Source organism: Roseitalea sp. (assembly GCF_984466335.1).
Genome location: NZ_CFIFWG010000047.1, coordinates 1 through 19217 on the forward strand (window position 1 = coordinate 1; position 19217 = coordinate 19217).

The window sequence follows — 19217 nt, forward strand, 5'->3', positions numbered from 1 at the left end:
ATCTGATCTATGCCAGCAATGTCCTGCATGTGGCGCCGTTTGTGGTGACCGAGAACTTGCTCAAGGGGGCCGCGCAGATTTTGAGCCCAAGCGGCGTTCTGGTCATCTATGGACCGTTCAAGCGACACGGCGACTGGGTGTCTGACGGTAACCAGCGCTTCGACGGCACGTTGCGAGAAACCAATCCCGAATGGGGTATCCGGGATGTCACCGAGATCAAGGATCATGCCCAAACGCGTCGGCTTGAACTTGATGCGGTGACCGAAATGCCTGCCAACAACTCCATGCTCGTTTTGCGCCCGACCAGCCATCACTCCGCCTCGTCCTCATAACCGACCAGATTGAGCGGTTTGGCCCTTATCTGCGCCAGTTCGCACCAGCGCACCAGCGCCTCCTCGCGGCCATGGGTCACCCAGACCTCGGATGCGCCGGTGTCGCCAATGGTCTCGGTCAGTTCGATCCAGTCGGCATGGTCCGACAGGATCAGCGGCAGTTCGACGCCGCGCTGCTTGGCCCTTTGCCGAACCCGCATCCAGCCCGAGGCGAAGCAGGCGACCGGATCGGGAAAGCGTCGCGCCCATTTGTCGGCGAAGGCCGAGGGCGGACCGACGACGATCTTTCCGGCGAACTGGTCCCTTGCGCCCTTGTCGACGGTGGCCGGGGCCAGCGGCCCCAGATCGATGCCGCGGCCCTGGTAGTAGTGACATAGCTTTTCCATGGCGCCGTGGATGTAGATGGTCTCGGTGTAACCGGCCTTGCGGATCAGCGCGATGACGCGCTGCGCCTTGCCCAGCGCATAGGCGCCGACCAGATGGGCGCGCTCGGGGAAGCGGGCGACGCTGTCGAGAAGCCGGCTGATCTCGCTGCCATCGTCGGGATGGACGAACACCGGCAGACCGAAGGTCGCCTCGGTGATGAAGACGTCGCAGGGCACAAGCTCGAAGCCGGCGCAGGTGGGGTCGGCGCGGCGCTTGTAATCGCCCGAGGCGACGATGCGCGTGCCACCCTTTTCAACGGCGATCTGCGCCGAGCCGAGCACATGGCCTGCCGGATGGAAGGAGACCGTGACCCCATCGACGGTGGCCGTTTCGCCGCACACCGCCTCCTGCGTCGCGCCGGCGAAAGTCTCCCCGTAGCGGATACCCATAATGTCGAGCGTTTCCTTGGTCGCCATCACATGGGCGTGGCCGGCGCGGGCATGGTCGGCATGGCCATGGGTGATCAGCGCGCGTTTCACCGGCCTGACCGGATCGATGTAGAAATCGCCCGGCGGGCAGTAGAGCCCCTTGTCGGTCGGGTGCAGCAGCGCTTGGGGTTTCATCGACCCGAAGATAGCTGTCCGCCTTTTTTGCGCAAGCCGATTGCGGAACCTTTCGCGAACGCTATTGTCGACCCATGCGCCCGCTTTCGCCGCCGGACAGCGCCAAGTCGACCCTGTTCTCGCTGCCCGCTCCCTTCCAGGGCTGGTTCGCCAAGAAGGGCTGGCGGCCGCGCGCGCACCAGTTGGAACTGTTGGCGAAGGCCGAAGCGGGCCGGTCGGCGCTGCTGATCGCGCCGACCGGCGCGGGCAAGACGCTGGCCGGCTTCCTGCCAAGCCTTGTCGAGCTGACCCGGCGCGGCAGGTCGAAACCGGGCGCGATCGAGCCCGGCGTGCACACGCTCTACATTTCGCCGCTCAAGGCGCTGGCCGTCGATATCGAGCGCAATCTGGGCGTGCCGGTCGGCCAGATGGGCCTGCCCGTGACCGTCGAGACGCGCACCGGCGACACGCCGGTCTCCAAGCGGCAGCGCCAGAGGCGCGCCCCGCCCGACATTTTGCTGACCACCCCCGAACAGGTGGCGCTGCTCCTGTCGCACAGGGATGCGGACCGCTTCTTCGCCGATCTGCGCTATGTGATCTTCGACGAACTGCATGCGCTCGTCACCTCCAAGCGCGGGCAGCTTCTGGCGCTGGGGCTGGCGCGGCTGCGCACGCTACGGCCCGGCCTTCAGACCATCGGCCTGTCGGCGACGGTCTCCGAGCCGGACGCGTTGCGCCGCTGGCTGGTGCCGCAGGCGCCCGGCGCCGATGCCCTGGCCGAACTGATCACCGTGACCGGCGGCGCCAGGCCGGAGATCTCGATCCTCAAATCCGAGGACCGCATTCCCCGGTCGGGCCATTCGGCGCGCCATGCGCTGCCCGACGTCTATGAGGCGATCAAGGCGCACCGCACGACGCTGATCTTCGTCAACACGCGTTCGCAGGCCGAACGGATCTTCCAGGCGCTCTGGACGCTGAACGAGGAGAGCCTGCCGATCGCCCTTCATCACGGTTCGCTCGATGCCGGGCAACGCAGGAAGGTGGAGGCGGCGATGGCGCGCAACGCGCTGCGCGCGGTCGTCGCCACCTCGACGCTCGATCTTGGCATCGACTGGGGCGATGTGGACCTTGTCGTCCATGTCGGCTCGCCCAAGGGCGCAAGCCGCCTCGCCCAGCGCATCGGCCGCGCCAACCACCGCATGGACGAGCCGTCAAGGGCGATCCTCGTGCCGGCCAACCGGTTCGAGGTGATGGAATGCCAGGCCGCGCTCGATGCCAACTATCTGGGCGCGCAGGACACGTCGCCCATCGAGCCGGGCGCGCTCGACGTTCTCTGCCAGCACATTCTGGGCATGGCCTGTTCGGCGCCGTTCCATGCCGACGATCTTCATGCGGAGGTGACGAGCGCTGCGCCCTATGCCGATCTCGACCGCGAAACCTTCGACCGTTGCGTGCATTTCGTCGCCCATGGCGGCTATGCGCTCCAAACCTATGAGCGCTATGCCAGGATCAGGCGGGCCGGGGACGGCACCTGGCGCATCGCCCATCCGGCCGTCGCGCAGCAATATAGGCTCAACGCGGGCACCATCGTCGCCGCGCCCGAACTCGATGTGCGGCTCGTGCGGCCGGGCGCCGGAACCAAGGCGCGCGGCGGCCGCGTGCTCGGCAGGATCGAGGAGGTCTTCCTCGAACAGCTCGTTCACGGCGACACGTTCCTGTTCGCCGGCAAGGTGCTGCGCTTCGAGGGCATTCGCGAGAATGTCTGCTTCGTTTCCAGCGCGCCGGGCCTCGAAGCCAAGGTGCCCGCCTATATGGGCGGCAAGTTTCCGACCACGACTTTCCTGTCGGCCCAGGTGCGCGCGATGCTCGCCGATCCCGCGCAATGGCATCGGCTGCCCTCCCAGGTCTCTCAATGGCTCGGCCATCAACGGGACAGGTCCGTGGTTCCTAATGCCTCCGACATGCTGGTCGAGACGTTTCCGCGCGGCGAACGGTTCTACATGGTGGCCTACCCGTTCGAGGGACGGCTCGCGCATCAGACATTGTGCATGCTTCTGACGCGTCGGCTCGAACGGGCCGGGGCGCGGCCGATCGGCTTCGTCGCCTCCGATTACGCGGTGGCGATCTGGAGCCTTGGAGACATGGGCGCGATGATCGCGCGGGGCGAACTGCCGCTCGCCGAACTGTTCTCGCAGGACATGCTGGGCGACGATCTGGAGGCCTGGCTCGACGAGAGCTTCGTCTTCAAGCGCTCGTTCCGCTATTGCGCGCTGATCGCCGGGCTGATCGAAAAGCGCCATCCGGGCAAGGAGAAGTCGGGCCGGCAGGTCACCGTCTCCACCGACCTGATCTACGATGTGTTGCGCAGCCACGAGCCGGACCACATCCTGCTCCAGGCCACCCGGAACGACGCCCGCGCCGGCTATCTGGACATTGGCCGGGTCAACGCCCTGCTCGCTCGCATCAGGGGGCGAATCGTGCATAAGGGGCTCGACCGGATCTCGCCGCTGGCGGTGCCGGTGATGCTGGAGATCGGCAAGGAGCCCGTCATCTCTTCGGAAACCGGCGATGCGTTGATGGCCGAAAAGGCAATGGCGACCCAGGCGCTGGTGCGCGAGGCGATGGGCGAGGACATGGTGGATTGATGTGGCCGGCCCTTAAGGGATTGGAAGCGACGCGGGCCGGCGAGGCGCTGGCCGTCGACTATGGCGGCGAACGCGTGCTGCTCGACCCGGCCGGCGCGGCCTTCTTCGCCGGTGTCTCGATGCTGGCGGTCGCCGACCTGCATCTGGAGAAGGGGGCCTTCTTTGCGCGCCGGCGCATGTTCCTGCCGCCCTACGATACGCCGGCGACGCTGGCCCGGCTGGCCGCGCTGGTCGCCAAATATGATCCCAAGGTCGTCGTTTCGCTGGGCGACGGTTTCCACGATGACGAGGCCAGCGGGCGCCTTGCGCCCGAGACCGTCGCGGCGGTCGAGGCGCTGGCCGCCGGGCGCACCATGGTCTGGGTGCCCGGCAATCACGATCCGAGCCCGCCCGCCAACGTGCCCGGCGACAGCGTCGATCGCCTCGCCATGGGCCCGGTCACGTTTCGCCACATCGCCGAACGCGATTGCCTGACGCACGAAGTGTCCGGCCATTATCACCCCGCCGCGATCCTGCGCGGCCGCGGCAAGGCGGTGCGTCGTTCCTGCTTCGCCTCGGACGGCATCCGGCTGATCCTGCCGGCCTTCGGGGTCTATACGGGCGGGCTGAACGTGCGCGACCGGGCCTTTGACGGGCTGTTCGATCTCGCCGCCTTCCGCGCCTACATGCAGGGGACCGAGCGCGTCTATCCCATCGGCTGGCGCGACCTGATCGGCTGAGGATGCGTCAGATCGGGCGGGCGAGCGCCGCCAGCAGCATGGTCGGCGCGACCAGCCAGGTCAGCGTCACGCGCAAAAGGCCGAACCATTCGGGCGCCTCGCCCCGTGCGACGAGCGCGCGGTCCCACCAGCCCATGGCGGCAAAGCCGATCGCATACATCACAAAACCCCACGGACCCGGCGCGAAGAACGCCCCCCAGGCCCACAGGGACGGGACAACCGAAAGAAGATAGGTGCCGATGTCGGGCACGGGCCCCGTCGCCTTGACCGCGATGCCCCAGCGGATGCCGCCCAGGAAGGACAGGATGAGCGCCGCATAGGCGTTCAGCGCGGTCAGGCCGAGCGTGTGGACCGCCGTCGCTCCGGGCACGAACTGGGCGCCCGTGAGCAGGGCGAACGGCACGAAACCGGCCAGCGCCAGCAGGAACGGCACCCGCCCGGCGATTTCGGTGGCGTCCTCGTCTTCGTCCATCGTCAGTCCCTCTTGAAGACGATGCGGCCGAGCCAGCCGACAGAGAGCGCCAGCAGGACCGCGCACAGGCCGTACAACAGCGAGTGATTGCGCGCGAAGTCCGAGACGGCGAACTCGAAGCCGGCCTTGGCGATGCGCAGCGGCGCCTCGGTCTGGCCGACCAGCGTGCCGTTGCGGAACAGATAGGCGCGGGCCCGGTGCAGTCCGAGCGGCACGTTGGCCGGCAGCGCCAGTTCGGCGCGGAACAGGGACTGCGAGATGAACCGCACGCCGCCGGGAAACGCGCGGTAGAGACCGTCTTCGGCCTTGATCCGCCGCATGGCGGACACGAAGGCCTCCAGATCGCGGGCGCGGGGTCCGCTTTCGCCGGCCTGAACGCGGATATGGCCGACGCCCAGCGACAGCCGGGCCAGCGTGTCCAGGCTGGTGATGTCGCGCGCCAGCCGGGTCGATGCGATCAGGTAGGATTGCGGCGTGTCGGCGAAAGCCTGGCTCTCGACGTTCATCCAGATCCCGAAAACGCGCTCCTTGCGGCGCGCGACAAGGTCCGCGCGCGGTCCTTCGAGGATGACGAAGATGTCGTAGCGCCCCTGCCGGTGGATGAGCGGGTCGACATTGTCGATCGCGCCGAAGATGGTCAGCGCCTGTCCGGTGAAGTTCGAGGTCACCGGCACGACCTCGGTCGAAAGGCCGATCTCGATGCGCTCGCGAATGCGCGCCTGTTCGGCGGCGTTGGCCGCGGCGGCGGCGTGGCTGTCCTGGTCGGCCGTCGCGGCTCCGTCCTGCGCCGATGCCGGAGCCGCAATCGCCATGGCCGCGCCAAGCGCGAGCCCGCGGACGGCGGCGAGGGCCGCGCGCGCTGCGCGTGCGGGGGTCATGGAAGCCCTCCGCCGGTCAGCGTGAAGATCTCGTCGGGCGTGACGAACAGCGCATAGGCAAGGCGCAGCGCGACCAGCAGAACCAGGATCGCCAGCATGGCGCGCAACTGCTCGCCGCGCAGGCGCTGGCCGGCACGGGCGCCGTACTGGGCGCCGGCGACCCCGCCGATCATCAGGAGCAGCGCCAGCATCACGTCCACGGTCTGGTTGGTGACCGCTTGCACCACGGTGGTGTAGGCGGCAACGAAGATGATCTGGAACAGCGAGGTGCCGATCACCACGTTGGTCGGCACCTTCAGAAGATAGATCATGGCCGGCACCATGATGAAGCCGCCGCCCACGCCCATGATCGCCGCCAGCATGCCGATCATCGCGCCAAGGCCCAGAACCGGGATCGCGCTCACATAAAGGCGCGACCTCTTGAACCGCATCTTGAAGGGGAGCTTGTGCACCCAGTTGTGCTGGCCTGGCCGCCGCAGCGAGACCAGTTCGCCCGAGCGCGCCCGGCGCAGCGCCCTGACGCTTTCGATCAGCATAAGCGCGCCGACGATGCCCAGAAAGACGACATAAAGGATGGACACGATCAGGTCGAGCTGGCCGACCATGCGCAGCAGCGAGTAGATGTAGACGCCCAGCGAAGAGCCCGCCAGGCCCCCGGCCAGCAGCACGGTGCCCAGCTTGAAATCGACGCCGCCCCGCTTGAGGTGCGACAGGACGCCGGACACGGACGAGGCGACGATCTGGTTGGCGCCGGTCGCCACGGCGACGGCGGGGGGGATGTTGTAGAAGATCAGAAGCGGCGTGATCAGAAAGCCGCCGCCGACGCCGAACATGCCCGAAAGGAACCCGACCGCCGCACCCATTCCCAGCAGGATGAGCATGTTCACCGACATCTCGGCGATCGGCAGATAGAGCGCCACGTGTGACTCCGGAGCGGGCGGGTTTGCGATATACCGCGCAGGCGGGTTGGGTATGTCCCGTCTTGCGCCCGGCGGATGGGAGTGTCAATCGATACACGGGTTCATGGCAAACACATGAGCGCACAAGGGGCACAAGGGCGTCGCGCCGGGCGCGCGGGCGCCCTATCGGCCCTCGCGGTCGGCGATGGCCAGCAGTTTTTCGACCAGCGCCTGGTCGACATCGCCGGTGGCGGAAAGCCCGTTGTCGCGCTGGAAGGCGACGATGGCGTTGCGCGTCCTGTCGCCCATGACCCCGTCGACCGGGCCGGCATCGTAACCCTGGTCGTTGAGAATTGCCTGGATGTTGGCGACCGCGCGCCTCATCTCCTCGTCCGACAGGGCAGGCGCCTGTGCCGTGCGGATGGCGTCGGTCCGCCAGGCATCGGGCACGTTGACCGCGTTGACCGCCGGATCGGCCGGTTCGGCCGTCCAGAGCGCGGCTTCGCCGCGCGCCTGTTCGAGCTGTTCGGGCCGCATCGCGCCGGCGATGTCGTCGCGCTTGGCGGCCGCATCCTCATCGCCGCTTCTGGCGGCCAGCGCGAACCATTTGTACGATTGGCCCAGATCCAGAGGCAGCCCCTGACCCTTGGCCGACAAAATACCCAGATTGAACTGGCTGTCGCGCACGCCCAGTTCTGCCGCCCTCAGGAACCATCGCGCAGCCGAATCGAAGTCGGGAGCGCCTTCGGTGTCGCTGGCGAACAGCACGGCCAGATTGTGCATGGCGCTGGCATTGCCCTGCTCTGCGGCCAGTTGATACCAGGTCTTGGCGGCGGTCAGGTCGCGCGCGGTGCCAAATCCCTTCTCGAAGAAACCACCCAGACGGTACTGCGCCGGCGCAAAGCCCCTCTGGGCGGATCGCTCGTACCATTTGAACGCCTGGGCCAAGGCGCCCGCATCGTTGCCGGCCTCCGTCGCGATCCGGTCCGCGACGACGTAAAGCGCCCGTGCGTCACCGCCGGCGGCCGCCTCGCGCAGCACGATCGGACCGATCCGGTCGGGGACGTCGTCAAAGCCGGCCGGCCGCGCCTCCAAGGGATCGGCGCCGGCATCGGTGCGCGTGCCCGTGTCCGCATCGGGATCGGGGGGCGCATCGACATCGACCGAAGCCGCCGCTTCCTCGACCGCCCCATTGGCGATGGCCGCCGAAGGTTCGGACGCGGCCGTTGCCTGGCGCGGGGCCTCCCTGGCCGGTTCGGGCGCGTTCGCAACGGATGTCTGGCCATCGGCCACCGGCGCGCCGGCCGGCTGCTTCTCGGTGATCGCCGGCGGCGGCATGGTGTCGACGGCCACGCCCTGCGGCGCCGGACCAAGCAAGCCGCGCACGAGCGGAATGGCCATGATGGCAAGCAGGATGGCACCGGTCGCCATCACGATGGGCTTGCGGCGGCGCGACAGCAAGCTCCCCATCGATCCCGACGCGCCGGCGCTCTCGCCGTCATGTCCGTTGGCCATGATGCTCGCATCGGCTGCCGCGGCCTGTGCGGCGCGGCGCGCGGCGGCAATGAAGTCGGACTTGCCGACATCGGACGCCGACGCACCGGCGCCGGACGCTGGATTGGCGGAAGGGCGTTGGGTGCGCACGCGGGCCATGATGTCCGCAAGCGCGAGCTTCTCGCCGAACGGTTCGATCGGCTGATCGTCGATGACCGGCGGACCAAGGCCGTCCGTGCCGGTACGATCGGCATCGGGTTCGCCCGGAGCGCCCGCGCCGCGGCTGCGCCCCAGCGGAAGGCGCTTGGCGACGGACCTGAACAGACCGCGCCCGCCCGCGGCGGCCAGGGCCGCCGGCCTGTCGCTTTCCTGGCGCATCTCGCCCAAGGCATGAAGGGCCGCCTCGACGGCCGCCTCCGCGGGCGATGCGGCGCCGCGTGATGCCTGCTCGGCCGATGCGTGACCGTCCAGATCCGCCGCCAGCGGCGGCGTCTCGTCGATCCGCATCGGCTCGACGGCGGTGGCCGGGGGCGCATCCAGGCGACCGGACGGCGACGGCGCGGCGACCGGAGCGGTCAATAGCCCCTGCCTGACTTTCTCCTCAAGGCTGGAAAGGTGGTCGACGACTTGCAGAAGCGTGTCGTGGATGGCTTCGAACGTCTTGGCGTTCCGCCCGTCGGTATCGCGGGCCAGGGTTTCGAGCGCCCGCAGATCGTCCGTGAGCTGTCCGAGCGTATCGGGCATGCGCGGCTCGTCCGGTGCCGCCACGCGCGCGGCGACCTCCTCGGCGGCCGTGCGCGCCGCCGTCCAGATCGTTTCCTCATCGACCGGTGCGGTCCGCTCGGGCGCCAGGCTGGCGGCGATATCGGCCAGTTGCGCTTCCAGCGCGGCGATGTCGGCGGGCGGGCGGGCGGCTGCGCCGCTGGCCAGCATGGCCGCGATCTCGTCGAGGCGATGCTCGAACTGCGCGATGGACGGCGCGCCGGGCTCGGCCTGCCGGCCCGCATCGATGCGTCGGGCAATGTCCGCCATCCGGTCGTCCACCGATCGCACCACCTGCTGGACGGATCGTTCGGCGATCTGACCGGTCTGGCGCAACTGCGTGTCGATCGAGGCGAGCCGCTCTTCCATCTCGGCGGAAGCCAGGCGAGCTTGGTCGCCCGACAGACCTTCGCTGCGCACCAGATTTTCAAGCACGTCGGCCATCACGTCGATACGCGCGTTGAGCGAATCCATCGCCTCGCCGGACACGGCGCCTGGCGCGCAGCCCGCGCCGAGCCGGTCGATCCGGTCGGCCAGCTCGGCAAACCGGGCGTCATAGTCGACCGGGGCGTGAGACCGCGCATAGTCGTCGATCTGCACGGCGAGCGATGCGATCCGCGCCTCCATGCGCTCCAGCGCGTTCGCGTTCGCCGTCGAGGGGTCCGCGCCCGGAATTGCGGCGACGGCCCGACTGATTTCGTCCAGCCGTGCTTCAAGCTCTTCGAGCGGGGGCGGGCCGGCGGCGGCGCTTTGGCGGGCGACCTGCTCGACGGCGCCGGCCAGCGCGTGCAGATGCCGTTCGAGCGTGTCGAGCTGCGCGGATCGCGGCAGCGCGGCCATCGTTCGCTGCAAGGCGTCGAACCGGCCCGTCATCGCGGTCATGTCGTCTCGGGACGCAAGCTCATGGGGCAGCCTGGCGATATCGCGCTCGATCGCCGACCAGCGATCGTTCAGATCGCGCACCGAATCCTCGCGGGCGAGCGCGGTGACCTCGGTCTTGAGCTGTTCGACATCGCTGCGCAGGCCGTCGAGGGTCGAGGAGCCGGGGCGCCAAGCAAGCGTGCCCTGGCCAGGCGCATCGACGCTCGCGCCGCCCGGCCGCCCCGACCGGATCTCGTCGCGCAAGGCATCGAACCCCCCGGCCGAAGCCTTGATCTGGCGGCCGACATCGTCCCGCAGCCGGCCGATGTCCCGCCGCAGGCCTTGGGCGTGCGTTCCATCGGCCCGGCGCGCCCGATCGAGCGTGCCCTGACGGGCCCTGATGGCGGCGATGTCGCGTTCGCGCGGCGGCGCCGTGCCGCGCGGCGCCCCGATCGCGTGCTCCACGTGCCGCTCAAGCACCGCCAACGCGTCCCGAAGGCGTTCGAGCGCTTCGGTGGTGTCGAACTGATCGGCCTGGTCAAAACGCTGACGCATGAATCTGTCCGTTCCCCTGGGAGCGGCGCGCGCAGACGGCACCGCGAACAGTCCGGCAGGCCAAGGCGCGCGCCGTCGACGAACCGGTATGGCAGACTCTTTGACCAACGTGGTAAACAAGGCGTTAACCAATGGCGTGCACGGGCGTTTTCGTGCAAGGCACAGTTCCTCCGCGACGCGATCTGTAACCCCGGCGTAACCGTTGGACACCTTACCCAAGGCACGGTTGCTTCTTAATGGTCGATCATGGCCGCAGCGTTGGGCGGCCGGCAGGCAACGTCCGCCAGGACCGCGGGGCAACATATGGCGACATTGGGAAACATTGCCGGAACCGGGGACGTCGAGGCGGTCTATCGGATCGGCGAACTGGCGAGCGAATTCGGCGTCACGCTGCGGACGTTGCGCTTTTACGAGGACAAGGGTCTTCTGGTGCCGCGCCGAATCGGCAACACGCGCCTTTACTCACGTCGGGACCGTGGCCGGCTCACGCTGATCGTGCTCGGCAGGCGCCTTGGCTTTTCGCTCCGCGACATCGGCGAACTGCTCGACCTTTACGATCCCGCCGACGGCAATCGCCGCCAGCTTCAGAGCGCCGCGCGGAAAGGGGCGCGCCATCTGGCCTCGCTTTACGATCAGCGCTCTGCGCTCGATGCGTCGATCGCGGAACTCGAACGGCACCTTGACGAGGTCCGAAGGCGCCTGTCGGCGCTGGACCGGGGCTGACCGCGGGCCCGAACCGGCTTTCAGGCCCGTGCCCGCCGGCGCGGGCCTTCCTTGCGCCGCGCCGGCGGACCGAAACGGCGCGTTGATACTGACGCATGATTTTGACGTTTACGCAAACGTCAAAATTTGCTAGGGATATCGACCACAGGCCGTCGCCGCCCCCGGCGAATCGGAAACGCGACGCGGAGGATCCCATGCCGAGCTACAGCGCCCCGGTGGAAGACACGCTGTTCATCCTCAACGACGTTCTGAAATATGAGCGCTTCGACAATCTGCCCGGCTTTGCCGAGGCGAGCCCGGACATTGTCGAGGCGGTTCTGCGCGAGGGCGCGCGCCTGGCCGAGGACGTGTTCTTCCCGCTCAACCAGGTCGGCGACCGGCAGGGCTGCGTGCGCCACGAGGACGGTTCTGTGACGACGCCAAAGGGCTTCAAGGACGGCTTCGACCGGTTCAGGGAAGGGGGCTGGATCGGCCTTGCCTTCGATGAGGATTATGGCGGACAGGGGCTTCCCTACACGCTGCACACGGCCGTCGGCGAATATTTCTCGTCGGCGAACATGGCGCTGATGATGTATCCGGGCCTGACCCAGGGCGCGATGGCGGCGATCGCCGTGCACGGCTCGGACGCGCAGAAGCGGAGCTATCTGCCGAGGATGGTCGAGGGCGCCTGGACCGGCACGATGAACCTGACCGAGCCTCATTGCGGCACCGATCTGGGGCTCCTGCGCACCAGGGCCGTGCCGCGGGACGACGGCTCCTACGCCATCTCGGGCCAGAAGATCTTCATCTCGGCCGGCGATCACGACATGAGCGAGAACATAATCCATCTGGTGCTCGCGCGCATCGAGGGCGCGCCGGACGGCGTCAAGGGCATCTCCCTTTTCATCGTGCCGAAGTTCAAGGTGAACGCGGACGGATCGATCGGCGACGCAAACGGCGTCACCTGCGGCTCGATCGAGGAGAAGATGGGCATTCACGGCAACGCCACCTGCGTGATGAACTATGACGAGGCCGTCGGCACGCTGGTCGGCGAGGCGCACAAGGGCCTCAAAGCCATGTTCGTCATGATGAACGAGGCGCGGCTCGGCGTCGGCCTTCAGGGGCTGTCGATCGCCGAAATCGCTTACCAGAATGCCGCCGCTTACGCCAAGGAACGGTTGCAGGGCCGCGCCCTGCCCGGGGCGAAGCACGCCGACAGGCCCGCCGATCCGATCATCGTGCATCCGGACGTGCGGCGCAATCTGATGACCATCCGCGCCTTCAACGAGGCCGGCCGCGCCTTCATCCTGTGGGCCGCGCTCAAGTCCGACGTCGCGCACCGGTCCGGGGACGCGGCCGATCGCGAATTGAGCGAGGAGATGATGGGCCTGCTCACGCCGGTGATCAAGGGCGTTCTGACCGACAAGGGCTTCGACCATGCCGTCATGGCCCAGCAGATCCATGGCGGTCACGGCTATGTCGAGGAATGGGGCATGAGCCAGTATGTGCGCGATGCCCGCATCGCCATGATCTATGAGGGCGCCAACGGCATCCAGGCGCTCGATCTGGTCGGCCGCAAGCTGCCGGCCAATGGCGGGCGCGCGATCCAGGCCTTCTTCAAGGAGGTCGGCGATTTCTGCGAGGACAATCGCGACGACGAGCAGATGAGCTTCTTCACCAAGCATCTCAAGAAGGGGCTCAACGATCTGCAAGCGGCGACCATGTGGTTCGTCCAGAACGCGATGGCCGAGCCGGACAATGCCGGCGCCGGATCGCACGATTACATGCATCTGTTCGGTCTTGTGGCGCTCGGCTATATGTGGGGTCTTCAGGCGAGAGCCGCACACGACAAGATTGCCGCCGGCGCCAATGGTGATGCCGCCTATCTCGACAACAAGCTCGTCACCGCGCGCTATTTCTTCGAGCGCATCATGCCGGAATCATCGGCGCATCTGGCGCGGATTTCCGCCGGCGCCGGCACGATGATGGCGATCGCCGAGGAGGGGTTTTAGGCTGGTCTTCCTTTTCCTCGCGCGCGGGGAGAGGGTGGCTGCGTCGGTTCCGTGAACCGAGGCGGGCGGATGAGGGGCCATTGGGGTGCGCCCCTCATCCAACTTCGACCAGCAAGCGCGATGGCGTTTGCGGTCTCGTATCCCTCTCCCCGCAAGCGGGGCGCGGGAAGGTGAGAGGATAAAATGACCCAATTCACACTCCACGGCTTCTGGGAAAGCGGCAACGCCTACAAGGTGGCGCTGATGCTGGAATTGTGCGGCGCCGACTATCGGGTCGAGGGCGTCGCCTTCTTCGACGGCGAGACGCGGCGCGCCCCGTTCCGCAAGCTCAACGTGATGGGCGAGGTGCCGGTGCTGATCCATCATCGCCAGGGCGGCGATGTCACGCTCACCCAGTCCGGCGCCTGCCTGACCTATCTGGCCAGGCATTTCGGCCGGTTCGGTCCCGAAACCGACGCCGAGGACTATGACGTGCTGCGCTGGCTTTTGTTCGACAGCCAGAAAGTGTCCGGCCTTGCCGGCCCCTTGCGCTTCATCCGCCATCTGACGCGCAAGACCGAGAGCGACGACACCGCCTATCTGGAAGGCCGATTGAAGGGCGCGCTCGGATCGCTGAACGCGCAGCTCGACGGGCGCGCCTTCATCCTGGGCGACCGGCCGACCATCGCCGATCTGGCCTGCCAGGGCTATCTGCACTGGCCCGAGCAGATCGGCATCACCTATGACGAAACGCCGAACATCGCCGCCTGGCTGGAGCGTATCCGCGCGCTGCCCGGCCACAGGCCAAGCGAAGAGCTGATGCCGTCGGGCCGCGAGCCGGAAGCCGCAACGGCCTGACACCAATTCAAGACGGGAGGCCGAAATGGCAGACGCCTATGTGTATGACGCGGTGCGCACCCCGCGCGGACGCGGCAAGAAGGACGGTTCGCTGCACGAGGTGCCGACGCCCAGACTGGGGGCGAAAGTGCTCGAAGCGCTGCGCGACCGCAACGCGCTCGACACGCAAAAGGTCGACGATGTGATCTTCGGCTGCGTCGATCCGGTCTATGAGGCGGGTGGCGACATCGCCCGCGCCTCGGTGTTCGAGGCCGGCTATGCGACCCAGGCGCCGGGGATGCAGATCAACCGCTTTTGCGCCTCGGGTCTCGATGCCGTCAATTTCGGCGCGGCCAAGATCGCGCAAGGGGCCGACGACATCGTCATCGCCGGCGGCGTGGAATCGATGTCCCGCATCGGCATGGGCGCTTCGGGCGGGGCCTGGTACATGGACCCGTCGGTGAACATTCCCTCATACTTCATGCCGCAGGGCGTCTCCGCCGACCTGATCGCCACCAAATACGGCTTTTCCCGCGACGATGTGGACGCCTATGCCGTCGAGAGCCAGAAGCGTTCGGCGGAAAGCTGGGACAAGGGCCATTTCGCCCGGTCCGTCATTCCGGTGAAGGACCAGAACGGGCTGACCATTCTCGACCGCGACGAGCATATGCGGCCGGGCACCGACATGCAGGCGCTCGGCCAGCTCAACCCGTCCTTCGTGATGCCCGGCCAGATGGGCGGCTTCGAGGCCGTCGGCATTGCCGGACATCCCGAGGTGGAAGCCATCACTTACGTCCACCATGCGGGCAATTCGTCGGGTATCGTCGATGGGGCGGCGGGCGTGCTGCTCGGCTCCAAGCGCGGCGGCAAGGCGATGGGGCTCGAACCGCGCGCCAGGATCAGGGCGTTTGCCAATATCGGCTCGGACCCGGCCTTGATGCTGACCGGCCCGGTGGACGTGACCGAGAAGCTCCTGAAGAAAGCCAGGATGACGCGCGACGACATCGACCTGTTCGAACTGAACGAGGCGTTCGCCTCGGTCGTGCTGCGCTACATGCAAGCCTTCGACATCGACCATGGCAAGATCAACGTCGCCGGCGGCGCGATCGCCATGGGCCATCCCCTGGGCGCCACGGGCGCGATGATCTTCGGCACCGTGCTCGACGAACTCGAACGCCGTGACCTGAACACGGCCCTCGTTACGCTGTGCATCGGCGCCGGCATGGGCACGGCGACGATCATCGAGCGGGTTTGATATCTGTCGTCGTCATTCCGGGGCCTGCCCCCGGAATCCAGTGACGCTGGATCCCGGCAGCAAGTGCCGGGGTGACGACCGTAAAGCCGGGAGGCAAACATGACTTACACCAACTTCACCGTCGACACCGACGAGGACGGCATCGCGCTCGTCACCTGGGACATGCCGGACAGGTCGATGAACGTCTTCACGGCCAAGGCGCTCGAAGAGCTGGACGCGATCATCGACCGGGTAACCGCCGACGAGGCCATCAAGGGCGTCGTGATCACGTCGGGCAAGAGGGAGTCCTTCTCCGGCGGCGCGGACATCTCGATGCTCAAGACGATGTTCGACCTCTTCAACGCCGAAAAGGCCAGGGACCCGGACGCGGCGGTCAGGCTGCTGTTCGACAATGCCGGACGCATGAGCGGTGTCTTCCGCAAGCTGGAAACCTGCGGCAAGCCATGGGTTTCGGCGATCAACGGCGTGTGCATGGGCGGCGCGTTCGAGATGGCGCTGGCCTGCCACGGCCGGGTGGCCGCCGACGGCGAGGCGGTCAAGATCGCCTTGCCTGAGGTCAAGATCGGCATCTTCCCCGGTGCCGGCGGCACCCAGCGCGTGCCGCGCCTGACCAATCAGCAGGACGCGTTGCAGATGATGACGACGGGGCAGAATCTGAAGCCCGCGCGCGCCAAGGCGATGGGACTGGTCCATGCGGTCGTGCCGCAAAAGAAACTGATCGCCGAAGCCAAAAAGATGATCAGGGACGGGCTGAAGCCGGTGCAGCCCTGGGACGAAAAGGGCTTCAAGCTGCCCGGCGGCAAGGTCTATTCGCCGGCCGGCGCCAATGTGTGGCCCGCCGCTTCCGCCATCCTGCGCCGCGAGACCCACATGAACTATCCAGGCGCGGCGGCGATCCTCAAATGCGTCTATGAGGGGCTTTTGGTGCCGTTCGATACCGCCCTGACCATCGAACAGCGCTATTTCGCCAATGTGCTGCAATCGAAGGAAGCCGGCGCCATGCTGCGCTCGCTGTTCATCTCCATGCAGGAGCTGAACAAGGGGGCGCGCCGCCCCGCGGACGTCAAGCCGACCAAATTCAAGAAGATCGGCGTCCTCGGCGCGGGCTTCATGGGCGCGGGCATCGCCTTCGTCACCGCCAGGGCCGGCATGCCGGTCGTCTTGCTCGACCGCGACCTTGAAAGCGCTGAGAACGGCAAGGCGCATTCCGAAGCGCTGATGAAGAAGGCGATGCAGAAGGGCCGCGCCACGCAGGCCGACACGGACAAGCTTGTGTCGCTGATCACGCCGACGGTCGATTATGCCGATTTCGACGGCTGCGACCTGGTGATCGAGGCGGTGTTCGAGGATTCGGGCGTCAAGAAGACGGCGACCGAGCAGGCGGAAGGCGCAATGAAGCGCACGGCCGTGTTCGCCTCCAACACGTCGACCATTCCGATCACCGATCTTGCCAGGAATTCGGCGCGGCCGAAGAACTTCATCGGCATCCATTTCTTCTCGCCGGTCGACCGGATGATGCTGGTCGAGGTGATCCTTGGCAAGCGCACGTCCGACAAGGCGCTGGCCGTCGCGCTCGACTATGTGCGCGCGATCAAAAAGACGCCGATCGTCGTCAACGACACGCGCGGCTTCTACGTCAATCGCTGCGTGCTGCGCTATATGTCGGAAGCCTACAACATGCTGATCGAGGGCGTGCCGCCGGCGATGATCGAGAACGCGGCGAAGATGGCCGGCATGCCCGTCGGCCCGCTGGCGCTCAACGACGAGACCGCGATCGACCTGTCGCAGAAGATTCTCAAGCAGACGCTGAACGATCTGGGCGACAAGGCGGTCGATCCGCGCCATGTGGCGCTGGTCAATGCCATGGTCGACACCCATGGCCGGCATGGCCGCAAGAACGCCAAGGGCTTTTACGACTATCCGCGAAAGCCGGCCCAAAAGCATCTGTGGCCCGAGCTGAAGGACCTTTATCCGCAGCAGGACGCGGACGCGATCGATTTCGGCGAACTGAAGGAGCGGTTTCTTTACGTCATCGCCCTGGAGGCGGCGCGGGTGATGGGCGAGGGCATCCTCGCCGACCCGCGCGAGGCCGATGTGGGCTCGATCCTCGCCTTCGGCTTTGCGCCCTATACGGGCGGCACGCTCAGCTATATCGACGGGATCGGCGCCGAGGCGTTCGTCGCGCGCGCCAGGCAGCTACAGCGCAAATATGGCCCGCAGTTCAAGCCGCCGCGCGTCTTGATGGACATGGCCAGGGCCGGCGAGACGTTCTATGCCCGCTTCAACCCCTATCCGGAGCCAGAGAAGGCCGATGCGGCCTGACGCCGAACGCCGTCATTGCCGGCGGCATCCGGCGGCCTCTTACCCATGCGACGAAAGTATCGACCGGTCTTGCTTGCGCGCGATTGTCGCACGCCAGGGCGAGCCATACAATGACGGTTCGGGTTCCCGAAGGCCAAGCCTGCGGGATGAAAAGGGAACACGGTAGGGACGACCCAAATCGGGGCCCGATCCGGGACTGCCCACGCAACTGTGAGCGCTGAGCCGCTCGCCACATGCCACTGAGCCTTCGGGCTCGGGAAGGCGGCGAACCGGCGACGATGCGCGAGTCAGGAGACCTGCCCGAAAACCGCAACCGGCGGCACTCCCGCCGCCTTCCAGCCATGCGCGATGGGCGCAGGAAAGGAAACATCATGCATATCGAACCGGGCATCGTCGACGGTGCCAAGATCGTCCTCAGCTACGCGACGGCCGCCGCCGCCGCCGGACTGACCGCCAAGATGGCCTGGGACACGATCCGCAACGATGGCGGCGTCGCCGCGCTCGCCATCCGCTCGGTGATCACCACCGCGCTGGTCTTCATCTTCTTCGAGGTCATGCCGCACTATCCGGTGGGCGTGTCGGAGGTGCATTTCATCCTCGGCGCGACGCTCTATCTGGTGTTTGGCGCCGGCGCGGCCGCGATCGGCCTGGCTTTGGGACTGCTCGCGCAGGGCGTCTTTCTTGCGCCCGGCGACCTGCCGCAATATTTCATCAATGTCACGACACTGATCGTGCCGCTGTGGGCGGTCTCGCTGATGTCCAGGCGGATCATTCCGGCTCGCACGGCCTACAAGGACGTTTCGTTCGCTCAGTGCCTTGCCCTTTCGGCCACCTACCAGGGCGGCATCATCGCCTGGGTCGCCTTCTGGGCCTTCTACGGCCAGGGCTTCGGTGCCGCCAATCTTTCCTCGGTGGGCGCGTTCGCCGCCGCCTATCTGGTGGTGATTATCGTCGAGCCGATCCTCGACCTGGCGGTCCTGGCCGCGGCCAAGGGCATGGACCGGTTCCGCCACGGCCCGGTCTTCCACGGCCGGCTGTACCAGCCGGCGCATTGACGACGCCTTGTGCGACAGGCCCGTCCCGGCCTTGAACCGGGACGGGCCTTCCCGCGTTTCGGCTCCAAATCCTGAAACCCCACAGGCCCTGGAGCATTTCTCGTGATCTCCGATTCACGCGCAATGCTCCAACTCTTTGATTTTGAGCATGTTCTTGTCCGAAAACCGCATACACTTCTCGGGAACATGCTCTAATGCTTCGTCACCGCTTCGGCGGCCGGCTCCTCTTCGACGGCGTGGCCGGCAACCGCGTCCTCCGTTTTCGCCGACCGTGAGGCCGGGCGCTGCTTGCCCTTGTCGGCCATCATTTTGACGTGCTCGGCCAGCTTGGCTTCGAGCTGGTTGGCCCGGTTCTCCGAAGACTTGTACTGCGCCTCGAACTCGCGCAGTCGCTGCTGGTCGGCCTGAAGCAGCTCCAGTCGGCTCCGCAGGTCGCGATTCTCGTCGCGCAACTGGTCGATGGTCAGCAG

15 protein-coding genes and 1 riboswitch are annotated in these 19217 nt (G+C 66.9%); of the genes, 9 read left to right on the forward strand and 6 right to left on the reverse strand.

The features are described 5' to 3' along the window. A partial coding sequence (locus AC5E6L_RS06300) for a DUF938 domain-containing protein (protein ID WP_491772020.1) occupies positions 1–332 on the forward strand: 332 nt, incomplete at its 5' end. Here AC5E6L_RS06300 and AC5E6L_RS06305 read toward each other — a convergent pair. Beyond that, complete coding sequence (locus AC5E6L_RS06305; protein WP_491772022.1) at positions 311–1321, reverse strand: ligase-associated DNA damage response exonuclease; 1011 nt, start codon at positions 1319–1321, stop codon at positions 311–313. The two genes, AC5E6L_RS06300 and AC5E6L_RS06305, sit on opposite strands and share 22 nt — an antisense overlap. A gap of 74 nt (positions 1322–1395) precedes the next feature. On the opposite strand from AC5E6L_RS06305, the gene AC5E6L_RS06310 reads away from it, so the two are divergent. Then, the gene (locus AC5E6L_RS06310; protein ID WP_491772024.1) at positions 1396–3945 is read left to right on the forward strand and encodes a ligase-associated DNA damage response DEXH box helicase; all 2550 of its coding nucleotides are present in this window, start codon (positions 1396–1398) and stop codon (positions 3943–3945) included. Next, positions 3945–4664, forward strand: coding sequence for a ligase-associated DNA damage response endonuclease PdeM (gene pdeM, locus AC5E6L_RS06315; protein WP_491772026.1), 720 nt, complete (start codon positions 3945–3947; stop codon positions 4662–4664). Before AC5E6L_RS06310 ends, pdeM begins: the two co-directional genes overlap by 1 nt. Positions 4665–4671: 7 nt before the next feature. On the opposite strand, the gene AC5E6L_RS06320 is transcribed toward pdeM, so the two are convergent. The 4 genes from AC5E6L_RS06320 to AC5E6L_RS06335 all read right to left on the reverse strand — a co-directional run bounded on the left by AC5E6L_RS06320 (position 4672) and on the right by AC5E6L_RS06335 (position 10585). Further along, positions 4672–5136: a DUF3429 domain-containing protein gene (locus AC5E6L_RS06320; RefSeq protein WP_491230745.1), complete on the reverse strand. Its 465-nt coding sequence runs from the start codon at positions 5134–5136 to the stop codon at positions 4672–4674. Positions 5137–5138: 2 nt separating this feature from the next. Beyond that, positions 5139–6014: a TIGR02186 family protein gene (locus tag AC5E6L_RS06325; protein ID WP_491772028.1), complete on the reverse strand. Its 876-nt coding sequence runs from the start codon at positions 6012–6014 to the stop codon at positions 5139–5141. Continuing rightward, positions 6011–6934 carry a sulfite exporter TauE/SafE family protein gene (locus tag AC5E6L_RS06330; protein ID WP_491772030.1) on the reverse strand — a complete coding sequence of 308 codons (924 nt, stop codon included), beginning with the start codon at positions 6932–6934 and terminating at the stop codon, positions 6011–6013. Before AC5E6L_RS06330 ends, AC5E6L_RS06325 begins: the two co-directional genes overlap by 4 nt. 162 nt (positions 6935–7096) lie before the next feature. Beyond that, positions 7097–10585 carry a peptidoglycan-binding protein gene (locus AC5E6L_RS06335; protein WP_491772032.1) on the reverse strand — a complete coding sequence of 1163 codons (3489 nt, stop codon included), beginning with the start codon at positions 10583–10585 and terminating at the stop codon, positions 7097–7099. A gap of 303 nt (positions 10586–10888) precedes the next feature. On the opposite strand from AC5E6L_RS06335, the gene AC5E6L_RS06340 reads away from it, so the two are divergent. The 6 genes from AC5E6L_RS06340 (at position 10889) to AC5E6L_RS06365 (ending at position 18747) form a co-directional block, all read left to right on the forward strand. Then, on the forward strand, positions 10889–11308 hold the full coding sequence (locus tag AC5E6L_RS06340) for a MerR family transcriptional regulator (RefSeq protein WP_491229565.1): 420 nt from the start codon (positions 10889–10891) through the stop codon (positions 11306–11308). Positions 11309–11502: 194 nt separating this feature from the next. After that, positions 11503–13299 (forward strand): acyl-CoA dehydrogenase C-terminal domain-containing protein, encoded by a 1797-nt coding sequence (locus tag AC5E6L_RS06345; RefSeq protein ID WP_491772034.1) that lies wholly within the window; start codon positions 11503–11505, stop codon positions 13297–13299. Between the two features lie 183 nt (positions 13300–13482). After that, on the forward strand, positions 13483–14136 hold the full coding sequence (locus tag AC5E6L_RS06350; protein WP_491229563.1) for a glutathione S-transferase family protein: 654 nt from the start codon (positions 13483–13485) through the stop codon (positions 14134–14136). Between the two features lie 25 nt (positions 14137–14161). Beyond that, positions 14162–15370, forward strand: a complete 1209-nt coding sequence (locus AC5E6L_RS06355) for an acetyl-CoA C-acetyltransferase (RefSeq protein WP_491229562.1) — start codon at positions 14162–14164, stop codon at positions 15368–15370. Positions 15371–15469: 99 nt separating this feature from the next. Continuing rightward, the gene (locus AC5E6L_RS06360; protein ID WP_491229561.1) at positions 15470–17692 is read left to right on the forward strand and encodes a 3-hydroxyacyl-CoA dehydrogenase NAD-binding domain-containing protein; all 2223 of its coding nucleotides are present in this window, start codon (positions 15470–15472) and stop codon (positions 17690–17692) included. 103 nt (positions 17693–17795) lie between these two features. After that, positions 17796–18010, forward strand: a riboswitch (cobalamin riboswitch). A 53-nt stretch (positions 18011–18063) separates the two neighbouring features. Further along, positions 18064–18747 carry an energy-coupling factor ABC transporter permease gene (locus tag AC5E6L_RS06365; protein WP_491772037.1) on the forward strand — a complete coding sequence of 228 codons (684 nt, stop codon included), beginning with the start codon at positions 18064–18066 and terminating at the stop codon, positions 18745–18747. A 191-nt stretch (positions 18748–18938) separates the two neighbouring features. On the opposite strand, the gene AC5E6L_RS06370 is transcribed toward AC5E6L_RS06365, so the two are convergent. Beyond that, a partial coding sequence (locus tag AC5E6L_RS06370) for a hypothetical protein (protein WP_491772039.1) occupies positions 18939–19217 on the reverse strand: 279 nt, incomplete at its 5' end.